The organism is Eubacterium sp. CAG:156 (genome assembly GCF_000434315.1).
GTDB lineage: Bacteria > Bacillota > Clostridia > Lachnospirales > Lachnospiraceae > Eubacterium_U > Eubacterium_U album.
In genome coordinates this window covers 1-818 of record NZ_FR878138.1, presented here as the reverse complement: position 1 = coordinate 818, position 818 = coordinate 1, and the positions used below count along the sequence as shown (strand labels likewise).

The window sequence follows — 818 nt, the reverse complement described above, 5'->3', positions numbered from 1 at the left end:
GCAAAACAGCTGCTCAATTACAGATATGACACATTGAATCAGGCAAGAGACCGTGCCAAAATACTTGGACATGAAAAAGGTGCGTTATATCCATGGAGAACAATAAATGGAGAAGAAGCTTCTACTTACTTCCCACTTGGAACGGCACAGTATCATGTTAATGCAGACATAGCTTACGCTTTTAAACTTTATCTTGATATTACAGGAGATGATAAGTTCTTAGTAGATGAAGCAGCAGAAGTTCTTGTAGAAACAGCAAGAGTCTGGGCTGATGTAGGATGCTTTGCAGAATGTAAGGATAACAAGTATTGCATTTGTGCAGTAACAGGACCAGATGAATATAATGCTATAGTTGATAACAATTTCTATACAAACCTTATGGCAAGGGAAAATATAAGAGATGCTAAATGGGCACTTGAAAAAATGAAAGAAATTGATAAAGACGCTTATGATGCATTAGTTAAAAAGATTGATTTCAAGGAAGAAGAAATTGATTACTGGGATAGAATCATTGAAAATATGTATTTTCCATATGATGAAAAAATGCAGATTTATCCTCAGGATGATGGATTTTTAATGAGAAAACCTTGGGATGAGTCAAAGATTCCTGAAGAAAAGAGACACTTGCTTTATGAAAATTATCATCCATTGTTTGTTTACAGACAGAAGATGGCAAAACAGGCTGATGCAATTTTAGGAATGTTACTTCATAGCAATTATTTTACAAATGAAGAATTAAAGAGAAATTATGATTTTTATCAGACAGTAACACTTCATCATTCATCTTTATCAACATGTATTTTTGGAATCTTAGCAAG

1 pseudogene is annotated in these 818 nt (G+C 33.5%); it reads left to right on the top strand.

The annotated features are described in order from the left end of the window. A pseudogene (locus ABMA45_RS02160) lies at window positions 1-818 on the top strand (glycoside hydrolase family 65 protein); the annotation flags it as partial.